Source organism: Kitasatospora sp. NPDC036755 (assembly GCF_040636595.1).
In the GTDB taxonomy this organism is placed as follows: Bacteria; Actinomycetota; Actinomycetes; order Streptomycetales; family Streptomycetaceae; genus Kitasatospora.
In genome coordinates, this window is sequence record NZ_JBEZUT010000212.1 from 1 (window position 1) to 15,081 (window position 15,081).

Genomic DNA, 15,081 nt, shown 5'->3' on the forward strand with positions numbered 1-15,081 from the left:
CCTGCGTCCGGGCGGACTGCTGGCGCTCGGTATGGTCGAGGCGGACCTGGATCACGTTCCGCTTCCGTTCCTTGGCAGAGAGCTGCGGATCAGTGCCGCGCCGGTGGAGGGCAGCTCACCGCCGCCACCGGGGTGGTGGCTGGTCGGCTCCTTGGTCGGGTGGTGGCTGGTCGGGCCCGGGCCGGCGCTCGTCGTCGTGGCCGTGGCGGACGGCGAGGTCGGCGTGGGCGAGGTCGGCGTCGGGGACGTCGGGGACGGGGACGTCGGGGACGGGGACGTCGGGCTCGGCGAGGTCGGCGACGGCGAAGTGGGGGACGGAGAGGTCGGGGACGGGGACGTCGGTGAGGGCGACGGCGTCGGCGAGGTCGGTGACGGGCTGGGCGTCACCGCGCAGTCCGGCAGGTCGCCGTCGAACGGGTAGCTGTGGATCTCGTAGCCGCCGGTGCCGGTGTGGATCAGGTTGCCCGCGAGGTAGACCCGGCCGTTCATGCCCGGCTGGGCGATGGTCGTCGTACCGCCCGGGTTGCCGGCCATGACCGAGCCCTGGAACTGGGCGCTGCCGAGGAGCTGCGCCGAGGTCGCGGTCGGGAAGTTGTACATGAGCTTGGAGCGCATGTCGGTGGTCTGGTCCCCGGCCAGGCCGGTGCCGGTGTAGGTGTTGATGATCGGGCTGTCCCCGAGCATGTTCACCACGACGGTGGCGCCGGCCGGGATGTTGTTGAAGACCAGGCCGATCTGCCCGCCGGTGGGCGAGGCGAGGTTCTGGGTGACGTTGAAGACCTGCTTCATGCTGGTCCCGTCACCCGTGAAGGTCGCCTCGCTGGCGGTGACGGCGACGGTGCCGGTCGCGGCGGCCCGGCCGACGCAGTCGGAGACCTCCTCGATCTGGGTCAGCACCGTCTGGTAGGGCGCGGCGGCGTTCGGGTCCTGGATCGACTGACCGGTGGGGTCGATGTTCACGGTGCCGGTGACGGTGCCCGCGTGGCGCAGGTTGCCGAAGGCCGGGCCCCGCGAGTCGCTTCCGCCGATCAGGATGCTGTTGCCGGCCACGACGTCGACGTTGCCGCCGGTGGTCACGAAGTCGCTGCCGTTCGGCGGCACGACGCGCGAACCGACGCCGACGACGCCCATGTTGTAGATGCCGCCGCCGTTCTTGTCGACGGTCAGGTTCCCCAGCGCGACGATCTTGCCCTCGGCCTCCGCGGCCCGGCCGTTCACGGTGTAGTTGCCGCCGGTGAAGACGTTGATGGAGGCGTCCCGGCCGGGGAAGTCGCCGTTGTTGGGCGGCGGCCAGGTGCTCGGGCAGTCCGGCCCGGAGCACGCTCCCAGCGGCGGGGCCAGCGGCGCGGCCGAACCGACCGTCAGCACCGCTGCCAGTGGCAGCACCGTGACGGCGGTCGCCACCGCGACCCGGACGGCCCGGCCCCTGCGCGGGGCCGGAGTTCTCACGGCGGTCGTTCTGTGATCCGGCGAACCGGTGGCCTGACCCATCGACAATTCCTCCGTGCATGAGAAAAAGGCAGGCCGGGGCGACCTGCCACGTTCCGTGCGATCTGCTGGCGATCCCACAGATCCGGGATATCCAATATCAAAACGGACTATTCGCACCCTACAGAGCCTCAGATCGGATCCGAAATTCACACGTACGGAGCAGCGGCCCCCTGGGCCGGTCGGCCGAGCGGACGCCGACGGACGACCGGGGCTCGGGGCCGCCGGGGCTCGGGGCAGGCTCTAGGTTGGGAGGCATGACCACCGAGGCCCAGGAACAGAGCGCACCGCTCGTCGCCGTCGCGTCCGCCGACGCCGTGCTGCGGCACCCCGACGCGGGCGAGCACCTGCTGACCGCCATGGAGCGGGAGCGCGCCGCGCGCTTCCGGCACGACTCCGGGCGGATCGACTTCACCGCCGGCCACCTCCTGGTCCGGCTCTGCGCCGCCCGGCTGCTCGACGTCCCGGTCGCCGGCCTCGTCCTCGCCCAGCAGTGCCCGGACTGCGGGCTCGCCGACCACGGCAAGCCCTACCTGCCGGACCACCCCGGGGTGCACGTGACCCTCTCCCACACCCGGGGCGTGGTCGCGGCCGGCGCCGGGTTCCAGCCGGTCGGGGTGGACGTCGAGCTGTCCGCCCGGGGTGGCTCGCTGCGGTCGGTCGCCCGCCGGGTGCTCGCCCCGGCCGAGCTCGCGCTGGTCGAGGCCGACCCGCGGCCGGAGCAGGCGTTCCTGCGGCTCTGGGTGCGCAAGGAGTCGCTGATCAAGATCGGGCGGGCCACCCTGGACACCCTCGGCCGGGTCGACCTCTCCGCGCTGCCGCTGTCCGTCCCGCCCGGCGCACCGCTGCGCGGCCGGTACGAGGACCTCCACCTGCTCGACTGGACCGATCCCGAACAGGGCGCGGCCGTCGCGGCCGTCAGCACCGCGCCGCCCCGGATCGTGGAGCTCACGGCGGCGGGCTGAGCCCCGGGCCGTCGGGTCGGGCGCCGTGACCGACGGGTCGGACCCCGGGCCGTCGGGTCGGGCACCGGGGCCGACGGTCGGGGACGGCCGGGCCGGGCACCGTTCCGACCCGGCGCCGGAGCCGGGAGTCCAGCGCCCACCCGAGCGGTGGGCCGGTGAATAAGCGGTGTTAGCGTGCCTGGTCGTGGGCACGCCGAACGCGCGCGCCCGCCGACCAGCTCCCCACCGGATCCCAAAGGGTGCCCCGCCATGGCCAAGTTCCTGCTGAGCCTGCACGTCCTCGTCTCGGTCCTGTTCATAGGCCCGGTCGCGGTGGCCGTCAGCATGTTCCCGCGCCGGGCGAAGGCCGCGCTGGCCGACGGTCCGGACCGGGCCTCCGACGCCGGGGTGCTGCGCGTGCTGCACCGGATCACCCAGGTCTACGCGCTGCTCGGGGTCGCGGTGCCGGTGCTGGGCATCGGCCTGGCCCAGGTGATGGACGTGCTCGGGCAGTCCTGGGTGATCGTCTCGATGGTGCTGACCGCGATCGCCGCGCTCGCGCTGCTGCTCTTCGTGCTGCCCGGCCAGCAGGCCGCCGTGGACGCGCTCGAACTCGACCCGGCCGACGAGCAGCGCGCCAAGGCCGTCAACGGCCTGAAGCTGCTGCCGATGACCGCCGGGGTGTTCAACCTGCTGTGGGCCGTGGTCGTGGTGCTCATGGTCATCCGCCCGGGGTCGAGCACCGGCGTCTGAGCCGCCGCGCGCCTCGCCGGCCGATCCCGGCCGCCCCCTCCCGCCGACCGGACTCGTTCGAGTACCGTCCTGGGCCATGACGATCATGGCGGGCATGGGCAGCCCGACGGGAACCGGCGTCGGCCCGCTGCTGCGCGGCTGGCGGGAACGACGACAGCTCAGCCAGCTGCAACTGGCGCTGCGGGCGGACTCCTCGACCCGCCACCTCAGCTTCGTCGAGAACGGCCGCTCCCGGCCGAGCCGGGACCTGGTGCTGCGGCTGGCCGAGCAGTTGGACGTCCCGGTGCGCGAGCGCAACACCCTGCTGCTGGCCGCCGGCTACGCCCCGCACTACCCCGAGACGCCGCTGGACGATCCGTCGATGGCCGCGCTGCGGGGCGGTCTGGAACGGCTGCTGGCCGCCCACGACCCGTACCCGGCCGTGGTGGTCGACGGCTCCTTCCGGGTGCTCGCGGCCAACCGCTCGCTCGGACTGCTCGTGCACGGCGTCGCCCCGCACCTGCTGGAGCCGCCGTTCAACGCGATCCGGGTCACCCTGCACCCGGACGGGCTGGCGCCGCGCATCGTCAACCTGCGGCAGTGGCGGCACCACCTGCTGGAACGGATGGAACGGCAGCTGGAGCTGGTCCGCGCCGAGCCGCTGCGCCGGCTGTACGAGGAGGTCCGCGGCTACCCCGAGCCGGCCGAGGACCCGGTGGACGGGGCCGCCGCGGGCGGACCGGGCGCGAGCGGACCGGGTACGAGCGAACCAGGCGGGCCGGGCGTCGACGGATTCCCGTTCGCCCTGCCGATGCGGATCCGGCAGGAGGGGCGGGTGCTCTCCTTCCTCTCCACCATCGCGACCTTCAACACGCCGCTGGACGTCACCGTCTCCGAACTGGCCCTGGAGACCTTCCTGCCGGCCGACGCGGAGACGGTGCGCTTCCTCCAGGAGGCCGTCGGCCCGGAGCGTTAGGGCAGCTCCCGGGCCCGCCGCCGCAGGGCAGCGAACTGGAGGGCAGCGAACAGCGCCACCGCCGCGGCCTGCGCCGGGATCCAGACGAACCCGGCGGTGGTCGGCTCCAGCCACAGCTCCATCGCGACCAGGCTGAGCACCACCCAGGCCAGGTTGAGGTCGATCACCGCCCGCACCAGGGACACCGGCGGCCGTCGGCGGGCGGCCAGCGCGCCGACCGCGAGCGCGTACCCGAGGAGGAGGAGCCCGACCTCGGCCACGGTGCCGCGGCCGGCGCCGAGCAGCTCGCCGAGCGGGCCGGAGAGGGCCAGGTAGGCCAGGCCGTTGCCACCGGTGACCAGGGCGTCCAGGGCGAGGGAGCCGCGCACCGTCCACGGCGAGAAGGCGGAGCCGGGCCGGGCGGGCGTGAGGGGGTTCGCGTGGGCGGACATGACGGATCGCCTCCTGTCGAGGGGGTGGGAGCCCGGGGCCGTGGCGGCCTCACCGGGTGCCACCACCCTGCCCGGTGGGGCGGCGGGCGTCGATTACCCCGCGGGTAAGGCGCCGCCGGCAGGCCCGTCACGGCCGCCGGGGCGGCCGGCGGAGCAGCACGCCCGCGCGCTTCACCGCGCGGGCGGTGATGGTGGTCTCGGCCCGGGCCGCACCGAGCGGGCCGAGGGTGTCGGTGAGGAAGCGGTACAGCTCGCCGTGGTCCGGGCAGAACACCGTGGCCAGCAGGTTGGTGGGGCCGCTGGTCGCGAACACCCCGTGCACCCGCGGGTGGCGGGCCAGCGCCGCGCCCACCTCGGCGATCCGGCCGGGCGGCACGTCCACCCAGAGGTTGGCGTCCACGGCCATGCCGAGCAGCCGCGGGTCCACGGTGGCGTGGGTGCGCAGCAGCCCGGCCCCATCCAGCCGGTGCAGCCGCCGGCGCACCGTGGACTCGGGCGCGCCGACGGCCGCGGCCAGCGCGGCGTGGGACTGCCGGGCGTCCTCGGCGAGCCGCGCCAGCAGGGCGCGGTCGAGGCCGTCCAGCGGCGGGGGCGCGGCGGGGCGGGCGGGCACGGGCCCGGCGAGCGCGGCCGCCTCCTCCTCGGTCAGGTACCCGGCCCGCCACTGCCCGGCGTCGGCGAAGGCGTGCAGCACGGCGTGGGTGGTGGTCTCGGTGACGGCGCCGGTCGCGGGCAGCCGGCCGTACAGCAGCCGGTCGCGGGAGCCGGCGTCGGTGAGCATCACGGCGCCGACCTCGTGGCCGCCGAGCATCACGTCGACGAACGGCACGTCGGAGCGGTCGGCGAGGGCCTGCGCGATGGTGTCCACCCGGCCGCTCAGCACCCGCACGCGCAGCAGCAGCGCGCCCACGGCGGCGTCCTCGACGTCCGGCAGCCGGACCACCCGCAGCACTCCGGCCTGCCGCATCCGGCCCAGTCGGCGGGTGACCGTCCGGGCGGAGACGCCCAGCACCTCGGCGATCCGGCCGGGCTCGGCCCGCCCGTCCACCTGGAGGGCGCACACCAGACGGCGGTCGAGGGTGTCCAGCACAGTGTCCGGATCGGCGGTGGAGAGGTCCATGGTGTCCGATCTCCGCCGTTTCGGCGGCTTCCGCGTCCTGTTCGGCAGCCCTGACGGTACTCCTTGTCCCGGGCGGGCCGGAGCGGACACCGGCCCGGAGCGAGGAACCGAGGAGGGGTCACCGTGACGATCGGGACGAACGGGCCGATGAATTGGCCGATGAACGGGCCGGCGAACGGGCTGCCGGCCGAGCCGGTGGACGCGCTGTGGGCGCTGGCGGAGGGCGTGGAGGCCGCGGTGCGCGAGGTCGGGGCGGAGCTGGCGGCACGCCGCCGAGCCGACCCCGTCACGGCGCGGACCGTCGAGGAGGCGGCGGCCCGCTTCGCCGAACTGGACGGCCCGGCGGCCGCCGCGCTGCGGGAGCGGCTGACGGCGCTGCGCCCCCGGGCCGGCTGGGTGCCCGAGGAGTCGGACGGTCCGGTGCCCGCCGAGGGCGAGTGGTGGCTGTGCGACGCGACCGACGGCGCGGTGCAGTACCTGCTGGGGCAGCCGCACTGGGCGGTGACGGCCACGCTGGTGCGGGACGGCGCGGCGGTGCTGGCCGTGGTGCACGCCCCGGAGCAGGACGGCCGGACCTACCGGGCGGTGCTCGGCGGCGGCGCCGAGCTGGACGGGCGCCCGATCGCGCCGCTGGAAAGGGAGTTGGCCGCCACCGTCGCCGCCACCAGCCAGCCGCCCCGGGTGGCCGCCGACCCGGTGGCGCTGCGCCGGGCGGGCGAGTCGCTGTCCGCGATGGCCGGGGCCGTCCTGGCGGTGCGCAACCTCGGCCCGACCGCGCTCCAGGTGGCCCAGGTCGGCTCCGGACACCTGGCGCTGTTCTGGGAGTACGGCCTCGACGCGGGCAACCTGCTGCCCGGCGCCCTGATCGCGCGCGAGGCGGGCGCGGTGGTGACGGACGCCGCCGGGTCGGCCTGGACGGCCGGCTCCGACGGCTTCCTCGCCGCCGCGCCCGGGCTGCACGCACGGGCGCTGGAGGTGCTGCGGACGGTGCGGTGATCAGCCTTCGGCGCCGCCGGAACCCTCGGCGCCACCGTAATCCTCGGTGCCGCCAGGCCCGTTCGGCGGCGCGATGCCGAAGAGGGCGGCCGCGTTGTCGTGGCAGACCGCCCGCAGCCACTCCTCCCCCCAGCCCCAGCCCGGCCGGCGACTCCAGCCGGTGGATGTACCGATAGGGGATGTTGGGGAAGTCGCTGCCGAGCAGGATCCGCTCCCGCGGCCCCCGCAGGCGCGGCAGTTCGTCGCGCGGGAACGGGTCGTCGGCCTCGACGAAGCCGGTGAACGCGATGGTGGTGTCCAGCCGGACGGCCGGGGGGCGCTCGGCCAGGTCGAGGAAGTCGCGGTAGTCGGGCAGCCCGAGGTGGGCGACCACCACGACCAGCCCGGGGTGCCGCTCCAGCACCGCGCCGATCGGCCCGGGGCCGGTGAACTTGCCCGGGGCCGGCCCGGATCCGCAGTGGGTGACCACCGGGGTGCCGGTCTCGGCGAGCAGCCCCAGGGGCGGTTCACCAGCGGGCCGGCCGCGTCGAAGTACGCCCACACCTTGTCGAGGACGTTCTTCGGCATGCTGGGCCCCTCCTGCCCGATGGCGGGCAAGGAGGGAGGGTGTGCACGTCGATCAGCCCGGGCAGGCCGAGCTCCCGCCAGAACTCCCGTACGCCGGCGGCTTCCTGGTCGCTCATGCGGGCACCGGCAGGGCGCGGTCGACGATGGCCCCGGTGTCGGTGCCGGCCGGCAGGGTGCCGAAGGCCGCGCCGTGGTCGCCGCCCAGCCGGCTCGCGCAGAACGCGTCCGCCACCGCCGGGCTGCCGTACCGGACCAGCAGCGAGCCCTGGAAGGCCAGCGCCATCGACTCGACCAGCCGGCGGGTGCGGTACTCCAGGTCCGCCCGGTCGGTCAGTTCCTTGCGCAGGGCGGCGACGGCCGCGTCCAGCCGGCGGTCCGCGCCCGCGGCGGCGTCGAGTTCGCCGAGGAAGGCCTCGACACTCTCCGGGCGCCTGGCCATGGCGCGCAGCGCGTCCAGGGCGGCGACGTTGCCGGAGCCCTCCCAGATCGACACCAGCGGTGCCTCCCGGTAGAGCCGGGGCATCCCGGACTCCTCCACGTAGCCGTTGCCGCCCAGGCACTCCAGCGCCTCGGCGGCGTGCGCCGGACCGCGCTTGCACACCCAGTACTTGGCCACCGCCAGGCCCAGCCGCCGGACCAGCGCCTCGTTGCCGTCCCCGGCCAGGGCCAGGTCGGTCGCCCGGGCGAGCCGCATGGCGACGATCGTGGCCGCCTCGGACTCCACCACCAGGTCGGCGAGCACGTTGCGCATCAGCGGCTGGTCCACCAGCGCCTTGCCGAACGCCCGCCGGTGCAGGGCGTGGTGGACGGCCCGGGTGGCACCGAGGCGCATGCCCGAGGCCGCGCCGATGGTGCAGTCCAGGCGGGTCATGTTGACCATCTCGATGATGGTCCGGACGCCCTGGCCCTCCTCGCCGACCAGCCGGCCGACGGCGCCGTCGTACTCCAGCTCGGCGGAGGCGTTGGACTTGTTGCCGAGCTTGTCCTTGAGCCGCATCAGCTGCAGGCGGTTGCGACTGCCGTCCGGCAGGACCCTCGGCAGCACGAAGCAGCTGAGGCCGCCCGGGGCCTGGGCGAGCGTCAGGAAGAGGTCGGACATCGGCGCCGAGGTGAACCACTTGTGGCCGGTGAGCCGGTAGGTGCCGTCGGCGTGCGGGGTGGCGGTGGTGGTGTTGGTGCGGACGTCCGAGCCGCCCTGTTTCTCGGTCATCGACATGCCGGCGATCAGGCCGCGCTTGGAGTGCGGCTCGCGCAGCCCGAAGTCGTACTCCCGCGCGGCCAGCAGCGGCTCCAGCTCGGCGGCCAGGGCCGGGGTGGCGCGCAGCGCCGGGACGGCGGCGTAGGTCATCGAGACCGGGCAGGTGTGGCCGGCCTCGACCTGGCCCCAGACGTAGAACTTGGCGGCGCGGGCGGAGTGGGCGCCCGGGCGTCCGTCGCGCCAGGGCGCGGCGTGCAGGCCGTACGAGACGGCGGTGCCCATCAGCTCGTGCCAGGCCGGGTGGAACTCGACCTCGTCGACGCGGTGGCCGAAGCGGTCGTGGGTGCGCAGCACCGGCGGGTTCTCGTTGGCGAGCCGGCCCCACTCGGCGGCCTGCTCGGACCCGGCCAGCCGGCCCAGCTCGCGCAGCTCGGGCTCGGCCCAGCCGGCGTCGGCGCGTCGGAGGGCGGCGAGCAGGGTGGGGTCGGCGGCGGTGTCGTGTCCGTACGGCAGGGGCACCTGGTTGGTGACCTCATGCGTCGCTGTCATCGCGTCCTCCCAGGGCACGCAGGGTGAAGGAGACCAGGGCGGGGACCACCGCCGTGGTGTTGTGGCCGTCTTCGGCCGGCGCGGCGGCGGCCTGTGCGGTTCCGGCCGGTGCGGTTCCGGCCGGTACGGTTCCGGCCTGTGCGGCGGCCGGCGGTGCGGCGGCGAGCGGGCCGGCCAGCGCCTCGCCGACCGCGCCGACCAGGGCGGCGGCGGTCAGCACCGGGTCCTGCTCGGGCAGTTCGCCGCTCGCCACGGCGGCGGCGATCTCGGTGGCGATCACGTCCCGGAACGCCCGCCGGAACACCAGGCGCTCCTCGTCCACGACCGCGTCGGCCGGTTCGACCAGCAGCGCGTACGCGAGTCGGGGCGCGCGCAGGGCCCGGTCGGCGAAGGTCTCCACCACGGCGGCGATCCGCTGCCGCGGGGTGGAGCGGAGGGCGACGGCGGCGTTGACCGCGTCGATCTCGTGCGTGACCACCCGGCGGAACAGCTGCACCGACAGCTCGGCCTTGCCGGAGAAGTGCTGGTAGAGGCTTCCGGTGGCGATCCCGGCGCGGTCCGCCACGGCGGCCATGGTGCAGCCGCCGTAGCCGCGCTCGGCGAGCAGGCCGACCGCGGACTGGAGCACCGCCTCGCGCTGGGCGTCGAGGCGGGCTTGTACGGCGGGCGTGCGTCGGTAGGCCATGGAAGCATTGAAGCACCGATTCACTGCTTCGGGCAGAGGGCGGCGGCCACCCCCTCGGTCACCCCCTCGACCACCCCTTCGACCACCCGGCCCCGGGTCAGCCCTGGGCGCCGGAGGAGGTCACCGCCTCGGCCAGGCTCCGCCAGAGTTCGGCGGCGAGATCGGACATGCCGACCCCCTCCGCCTCGCCCGCCAGTTCGCGCAGCCGCCCGGCACCCCGCTGCCCGCCGAAGTGCATGTCCAGCCGGGCGCGCAGCGCCTCCAGCCGCACCTGGTCGCGGTAGGAGAGCCGCTGCTCGCCGGACCAGGCCTGCTCGCAGAGCTCCCGCGCGTCGGCCATCCGGTCCTGGTGGAAGGCCAGCTGAGCCTGGAGGAAGAGGAACTCCTGGCGGTTGCGGGAGCTGCCGATCAGCTCCAGCGCGGGCGCCAGCACGTGCAGCAGCGACTCGGCGAACTCCTTGCGCGGCGGCTGCGCCTGCAGCGCCAGCGAGGCCGCGGCCAGCCGGACCCGCATCCACAGCGCCAGGTCGTCCCGGCTGTCGAGGGCGAGCATGGCCCGCTCCAGCAGGTCGAAGGCCCGCCCGTAGTCCCCCTGACGGGTGGCGACCGTCGCGGCCGTCCAGAAGGCCTCGGCCGCCAGCGCACCGGTGGCACCCTCCAGCGCCACCAGCACCTGCTCGGTCAGCCGGGCGGCCTCGGCGAGGTCGCCCAGTTCGGCCTCCACCGAGATCAGCAGCAGCCTGCCCCGCGCCAGGTCGGCGGCCGGGTCGCGGACGTGGTGGTGCTCGCCGAGCGACAGCGCCTCGCGCGCCGCCTGCCGGGCCACCGCCGACTCGCCCAGGTTGCGGGTGCACCGGGCGAACCGCAGCCGGGCGTGCACCTGGAGCACGGTGAGGCTGAGCTCGTCGCTGAGCCGCACCAGTTCGGCCAGCACCGCGCGCTCCTCCTGGTACTCGCCCAGGGCGTTGTGCAGGTGGGCCAGCTGGGCCAGGGCGTGCCAGCGGGTGCTCGGCTCGACCGCGCCGGCCTCGGCCAGCGCGGCGACCAGCAGCGCGCGGACCTCGGCGGTGCCCTCCTGCGCCGAGCGCAGCAGTACGCACGCCAGCGCCTCCGTCAGGTCGCACCCGGCGGTCTCGTCGAAGGCCTCCGGCGGCACGTCCAGCCGCTCGGCCAGATAGGCCACCACCCGCTCGGTCGGCGGCCGCGCCCCGGACTCCAGGCGCGACAGATAGGTAGGAGACATGCCCGGACCGGTGAGGTCCGCCTGGGACCGCTCCTGCTGCCGTCTCAACTGCCGGAGACGGCGGCCGAACTCAGGCTGCTGCAACACCTGACTGTCACCTCCTGTCGGGGAGCCGCTCACGGCGACCGGGAACTGCGTCGGCCGCGACGCGGGGGGCGTCCCGACGATCCGGGACGCGGACGGTGATCGCCGCCCGCGCCCCGACACCAACGAACAGTTCATATACTGGCAAGCTTTGCCGCCTTGAGGCAACACCGCCCGTCATGCGGCCGCTTCGGCAGGGACGTCGTTGGTCACCTGCCGGGCGTGGCTCACGGCCAGTCGATGTTCCCCTCGACGGTCGCCACCCCCGTCGGCACCGATGCGCCGACGGTCGACACCGCGGCCGGGCGGGCGGCCCCCGCCACCCCGAGACTCGCCCCCGTGGCGCACAGCACCGCGAGCACCAAGACTGCCAACACCGCAGCCAGCGTGTTCTTCATGTTCGGTCCCCGTTCTTCAAGCAGACGTTCGGACGCCCGGCCCGGGTGAGGGCAGGCGCGGTCGTGGACGGAGCGGCGCCCGGGTCAGGGGTCGTGCCGCTCCTCGCGTCCCGGTGATGGACCGTAGCCATCGATCCGGGGGCTTGGCAACCGTTGACACAATTTGGCAATTCTTTCTACTGTGAGTCTCAGGACACTGATACGGGGGAGACGATCGTGGACACCAAGCACCTGACAACCTTCCTGGCGGTAGCCGAGCACAGCAGCATCACCAAGGCCGCCGACACCCTCCGGCTCTCCCAACCCACCGTCACCGCGCGGATCAAGAAACTGGAGGGCGCGCTCGGCGCCGACCTGTTCCGGCGCGGTGGCAACGGCACGTCGCTCACCGGCGCGGGACGTAGGCTCTGGCACTACGCCCACCACATCGTGCGGCTCACCGAGAGCGCCCAGCAGGCGATCGCCTGCCCCGACCAGGCCCGCGAGCGGAACCTCGCGGTGCGCGCCGACCCGGCGCTGCTGAGCCACCGGCTGCTGCCCCTGGTCGAGTACATGCACCTGCGCCACCCCACCACCACGCTCGACCTGAAGGGCCTGGACGAGGAGCCGACCGAGGTGGTGCGCAAGGGCGAGGCCGACTGCGTCTACTTCATCGGCCCGCCGGCCCACTCCGAGCTGGAGTCCGCGCTGCTCTGCCCCGAACCCGCCGTGCTGGTCACCGCGCCCGGCCGCCGCCTGACCCGGGCCGGCCTGGGGTTCGGCACCCTGCGCGGGGCCACGGTCCTGTGCACCCACCGGCGCGACAGCCTCCAGGAGCTCTTCGAACAGGCCCTGCGGAACACCAACGGCACCGTCCCCCGCGTGCTCTCCCTGGGCACCCTGGACGCCGTCAAGCGCGGCGTGGCGGAGGGCCTGGGGGTCGCCCTGCTGCCGCGGATCGCGGTGGACGCCGAACTCGCCGACGGCCGGCTGCGCGGGATGGACTGGCAGCCGCCGTTCCAGGTCTTCTCCCAGGTCGCCTGGCGGGCCGGGCTGCGCGGCGACCCGGGCTTCCAACTGCTGCTGAGCGCCTCGCTCCAGGTGACCGCGGAGCAGGCGGCCTGGCGCACCGCCTCCTGAGGCTCCGCCCCGGGCCGCCTCCGGAGCACCTCTCCGGCCGGCCACGACCGGCCGGTCGCGGCCGGTCGCGGCCGGGCCGCCCAGGGCCCGACCGCGGCCGGCTCAGCCGCGCAGCGCGTACTGCCCGTGCCCGAAGAGCACCGTCGGCTCCGCGTCGACCCCGGTGGTGGTCCGCACCCGGCCGACCACCAGGGTGTGGTCCAGCGCCGGGATCGTCTCGCTGACGTCGCAGACCAGGCCCACGACCGCACCGCTCAGCACCGGGACGCCGAGCACCGGGGCCCACGGCACCCCGGCGAACCGCTGGGCGGCCGTCCCCGTGGCGAACTGCCGGGCCAGCCGCCGGTCCTCCCAGGACAGCACGTTGACGGCGAACCGGCCGGCCTCGGTCACCCGGGCCAGCGTCCGGCTGCCGGTTCCGAACGAGACCAGCAGGCTGGGCGGGTCCAACGAGAGCGACATCACCGCGTTCACAGTGCAGCCCACCGGGCCTTCGGCGCCCGACGCGGTGATCACCGCCACCCCGGTGGGCAGCCGGGCGATGGCCTCGCGGTAGGCGTCCGGGCCGCCGGACTCGGGCCGGCTCGTGACAGCCGGGCGGTACGCGTCCTCGGTCTTCATCGTGCTCCTCCGGTTCTCATCGGGTTCAACCCTGCCGACTGACGAGCGCGGCGGCGACGGCCCCGCGGTCGACCTTGCCGTTGGCGTTCAACGGCAGCTCCGCCAGCACGGTGGTGCTCTGCGGCAGCATGTAGCCGGGCAGCCGCCCGCGCAGCCCCGCCGCCAACTCCTCGGCGTCCAGGCCGGTTCCGGTGCAGGCCGCGACCAGGACGTTCTCGCCGCCCGGATCCGGCAGCGCGGCCACGATCGCGTCCACCACTCCCGGCTGCTCCCGCAGCACGGCCTCCACCTCGCCCAGCTCGACCCGGTAGCCGTGCACCTTGACCTGGTGGTCCACCCGGCCCAGGTGCACCAGGTGGCCGTCCTGCAGCGCGACCCGGTCCCCGGTGCGGTACCAGTCGGCCTCGGCGGGCGGGCCGGCCGCCCCGGGGTCGGCCGCGGCCGACCCGTCCGGCGCGAACCGGCCGGCGTCGTCGGCCGGGTCCAGGTAGCCGGGGAAGCGCTGGGCGCCGCGGCAGTGCAGCTCGCCCTGATCGGCGGACCGGCCCTCGGCGTCCACGATCCGGTACTCGACGCCGGGGTAGGGCAGGCCGATCGGCACCGTGCCGTTGGCGGTCCGCGGCCACCGCGCCCGGTCCCGCGGCAGCCGGTACTCGGTGCAGCTGATGGTGAGTTCGGTCGGGCCGTAGACGTTCTCCAGCACGCTGTCCGGCGCCGCCCCCTGCCAGGCCTCGGCCTGCTGCAGCGTCAGCGGCTCGCCGCAGAACAGGCTCCACCGCAGCGAGGGCATCCGGCCCGGCCGCAGCGCCCGCATCCGCCGGGCGTAGGAGACCATCGAGGGCACCGAGAACCAGTGGGTCAGCTCCTTCTCCGCCACGAAGCGCACCGGGGCCATCAGGTCCCGGCGGCTCGGCACCACCAGGCAGGCGCCGCTGCCCCAGGCGTGGAACATGTCGAAGACCGACAGGTCGAAGGTGAGGTCGAAGGTCTGCGAGAGCCGGCTGCCCGGGCCCGCCCCGTAGCGCGGCAGCACGTGGTCGAGGAAGGCGGAGACGTTGCGGTGGGTGATCGGCACGCCCTTGGGGGTGCCGGTCGAGCCGGAGGTGAACAGCACGTAGGCGAAGCCGTCGGTGTCCGTGGGCACCTCGGGCAGTTCGCCCGCGGCGACGGCGCCGGCCGGCTCGGTGAGCGGCAGCACCGGCACCGACAGCTCGGCCGGCGGCCCGTCGCCCCGCTCGTGCAGCACCACGTCGAGCCGGCCGGCCCGCACGATCGCGGCGTTGCGGGCGGGCGGGAAGGCCGGGTTGAGCGGGACGACCGTACCGCCCAGCCGCTGGACGGCCAGGTAGCCGGCGTAGCCGAGCACGCTGCGCTCGGCGAGCAGCCCGACCCGGGCCGGAACCCCGCCGTGGGCGCGCACCAGCGCGGCCGCCAGCCCGTCCGCCAGCTCACCCAACTCCCGGTAGCTCAGCCGGCGTTCGCCGACCTCCAGGGCGCACTCGGCGCCGAACCGCGCCACCGAGGCCGCGAACCGCTGGTAGAGGGTCTGTGCCATGGTCATCCCTTCAGGACCGGGTCGGCACCCAACGCCTCGGTGACGTCGAGGAGTTGGGTGAAGGCGCGCTCGATGACGCCGTTGCGGGGCCGGCCGCGCCGGGCCGACTCGGCGGCGAACCGCAGCACCTTGGGCAGCTCGGCCCAGGCCACGGTGGCGGCCGCGGCCCGCGCCGGGTCCACCCGGCCCTCGGCCGCCAGCACCGAGTTGCGGTGCGCGTAGTGGCAGGAGGCCGCCCACAGGTCGTCGGCGTACCGGGCGGGCGCGGTGGTGTCCGCGGTGAGCACCCCCAGCAGGTGGGCGACGACCGGGCCGTCGCCCAGCAGCCACTCCCCCGGGCCCGGCCGGCCCGGCCCGGCCTGCGGGTCGCCCGGG

The 15,081-nt window shown here is 75.1% G+C and carries 14 protein-coding genes and 3 pseudogenes; 6 read left to right on the forward strand and 11 right to left on the reverse strand.

Going from position 1 to position 15,081, the window contains the following annotated elements:
* A pseudogene (locus tag AB0E96_RS27210) lies at positions 1 to 94 on the forward strand (SAM-dependent methyltransferase); the annotation flags it as partial.
* On the opposite strand, the gene AB0E96_RS27215 reads toward AB0E96_RS27210, so the two are convergent.
* The gene (locus AB0E96_RS27215) at positions 52 to 1,491 is read right to left on the reverse strand and encodes a choice-of-anchor A family protein (protein WP_359828118.1); all 1,440 of its coding nucleotides are present in this window, start codon (positions 1,489 to 1,491) and stop codon (positions 52 to 54) included. The pseudogene AB0E96_RS27210 and the gene AB0E96_RS27215 overlap by 43 nt on opposite strands.
* A 254-nt stretch (positions 1,492 to 1,745) precedes the next feature.
* On the opposite strand from AB0E96_RS27215, the gene AB0E96_RS27220 reads away from it, so the two are divergent.
* The 3 genes from AB0E96_RS27220 to AB0E96_RS27230 all read left to right on the forward strand — a co-directional run bounded on the left by AB0E96_RS27220 (position 1,746) and on the right by AB0E96_RS27230 (position 4,140).
* Positions 1,746 to 2,453 carry a 4'-phosphopantetheinyl transferase superfamily protein gene (locus AB0E96_RS27220; protein ID WP_359828119.1) on the forward strand — a complete coding sequence of 236 codons (708 nt, stop codon included), beginning with the start codon at positions 1,746 to 1,748 and terminating at the stop codon, positions 2,451 to 2,453.
* 249 nt (positions 2,454 to 2,702) lie between these two features.
* Entirely contained in the window at positions 2,703 to 3,185 is a 483-nt protein-coding gene (locus tag AB0E96_RS27225; RefSeq protein WP_359828121.1) for a hypothetical protein, read from the forward strand.
* 76 nt (positions 3,186 to 3,261) lie between these two features.
* Positions 3,262 to 4,140 carry a helix-turn-helix transcriptional regulator gene (locus AB0E96_RS27230; RefSeq protein ID WP_359828123.1) on the forward strand — a complete coding sequence of 293 codons (879 nt, stop codon included), beginning with the start codon at positions 3,262 to 3,264 and terminating at the stop codon, positions 4,138 to 4,140.
* On the opposite strand, the gene AB0E96_RS27235 is transcribed toward AB0E96_RS27230, so the two are convergent.
* On the reverse strand, positions 4,137 to 4,571 hold the full coding sequence (locus AB0E96_RS27235; RefSeq protein ID WP_359828124.1) for a hypothetical protein: 435 nt from the start codon (positions 4,569 to 4,571) through the stop codon (positions 4,137 to 4,139). The two genes, AB0E96_RS27230 and AB0E96_RS27235, sit on opposite strands and share 4 nt — an antisense overlap.
* 127 nt (positions 4,572 to 4,698) lie before the next feature.
* Positions 4,699 to 5,691: an Lrp/AsnC family transcriptional regulator gene (locus AB0E96_RS27240; RefSeq protein ID WP_359828126.1), complete on the reverse strand. Its 993-nt coding sequence runs from the start codon at positions 5,689 to 5,691 to the stop codon at positions 4,699 to 4,701.
* Positions 5,692 to 5,814: 123 nt separating this feature from the next.
* Here AB0E96_RS27240 and AB0E96_RS27245 point away from each other — a divergent pair, with 123 nt between their 5' ends.
* Positions 5,815 to 6,687 (forward strand): inositol monophosphatase family protein, encoded by an 873-nt coding sequence (locus AB0E96_RS27245; protein WP_359828128.1) that lies wholly within the window; start codon positions 5,815 to 5,817, stop codon positions 6,685 to 6,687.
* 220 nt (positions 6,688 to 6,907) lie between these two features.
* On the opposite strand, the pseudogene AB0E96_RS27250 reads toward AB0E96_RS27245, so the two are convergent.
* From AB0E96_RS27250 to AB0E96_RS27270, 5 genes and pseudogenes are all read right to left on the reverse strand, one after another.
* A pseudogene (locus tag AB0E96_RS27250) lies at positions 6,908 to 7,228 on the reverse strand (amidohydrolase family protein); the annotation flags it as partial.
* Positions 7,229 to 7,366: 138 nt separating this feature from the next.
* Positions 7,367 to 9,001 carry an acyl-CoA dehydrogenase family protein gene (locus tag AB0E96_RS27255; protein WP_359828130.1) on the reverse strand — a complete coding sequence of 545 codons (1,635 nt, stop codon included), beginning with the start codon at positions 8,999 to 9,001 and terminating at the stop codon, positions 7,367 to 7,369.
* Positions 8,985 to 9,686: a TetR/AcrR family transcriptional regulator gene (locus tag AB0E96_RS27260; protein ID WP_359828131.1), complete on the reverse strand. Its 702-nt coding sequence runs from the start codon at positions 9,684 to 9,686 to the stop codon at positions 8,985 to 8,987. Before AB0E96_RS27260 ends, AB0E96_RS27255 begins: the two co-directional genes overlap by 17 nt.
* A gap of 97 nt (positions 9,687 to 9,783) precedes the next feature.
* Entirely contained in the window at positions 9,784 to 11,016 is a 1,233-nt protein-coding gene (locus AB0E96_RS27265; RefSeq protein WP_359828133.1) for a helix-turn-helix transcriptional regulator, read from the reverse strand.
* Positions 11,017 to 11,240: 224 nt separating this feature from the next.
* Positions 11,241 to 11,411, reverse strand: coding sequence for a hypothetical protein (locus AB0E96_RS27270; protein WP_359828134.1), 171 nt, complete (start codon positions 11,409 to 11,411; stop codon positions 11,241 to 11,243).
* Between the two features lie 216 nt (positions 11,412 to 11,627).
* Here AB0E96_RS27270 and AB0E96_RS27275 point away from each other — a divergent pair, with 216 nt between their 5' ends.
* Entirely contained in the window at positions 11,628 to 12,530 is a 903-nt protein-coding gene (locus AB0E96_RS27275; protein ID WP_359828135.1) for a LysR family transcriptional regulator, read from the forward strand.
* A gap of 102 nt (positions 12,531 to 12,632) precedes the next feature.
* Here the strand turns inward: AB0E96_RS27275 and AB0E96_RS27280 are convergent, their stop codons facing one another.
* The 3 genes and pseudogenes from AB0E96_RS27280 to AB0E96_RS27290 form a co-directional block, all read right to left on the reverse strand.
* Complete coding sequence (locus AB0E96_RS27280) at positions 12,633 to 13,151, reverse strand: flavin reductase family protein (RefSeq protein ID WP_359828137.1); 519 nt, start codon at positions 13,149 to 13,151, stop codon at positions 12,633 to 12,635.
* Positions 13,152 to 13,176: 25 nt separating this feature from the next.
* Complete coding sequence (locus AB0E96_RS27285) at positions 13,177 to 14,706, reverse strand: amino acid adenylation domain-containing protein (RefSeq protein WP_359828138.1); 1,530 nt, start codon at positions 14,704 to 14,706, stop codon at positions 13,177 to 13,179.
* Positions 14,707 to 14,708: 2 nt separating this feature from the next.
* Positions 14,709 to 15,081, reverse strand: a pseudogene (locus AB0E96_RS27290) (hypothetical protein); the annotation flags it as partial.